The following is a 228-nucleotide window of genomic DNA, read 5'->3' on the forward strand; positions in this document are numbered from 1 at the left end:
AGCTTTTTAAAAGCTGAAAGTAATAGCCAAATTTGTCTGGAAACCATAGAGCTGTGGTCCCACCTGATCCCATTCCGAACTCAGAAGTGAAACACAGTATCGCCGATGGTAGTGTGGGGTTTCCCCATGTGAGAGTAGGTCATTTCCAGGCGCCTAATACGAGAAAGCCCGTTGCTAACGCAACGGGCTTTTTTACGTCTGCAATTTGAGTAAGTTAATCTACTGGCT

Annotated in this window: 1 rRNA gene; it reads left to right on the forward strand. The window is 45.6% G+C overall.

The features are described 5' to 3' along the window. Positions 1-35: 35 nt before the first annotated feature. Positions 36-151 (forward strand): 5S ribosomal RNA (gene rrf, locus AB4135_RS02270). Positions 152-228 lie beyond the last annotated feature (77 nt).

The sequence above is a fragment of the Shewanella sp. 10N.286.54.B9 genome (assembly GCF_041468565.1).
Taxonomy (GTDB): Bacteria; Pseudomonadota; Gammaproteobacteria; order Enterobacterales; family Shewanellaceae; genus Shewanella.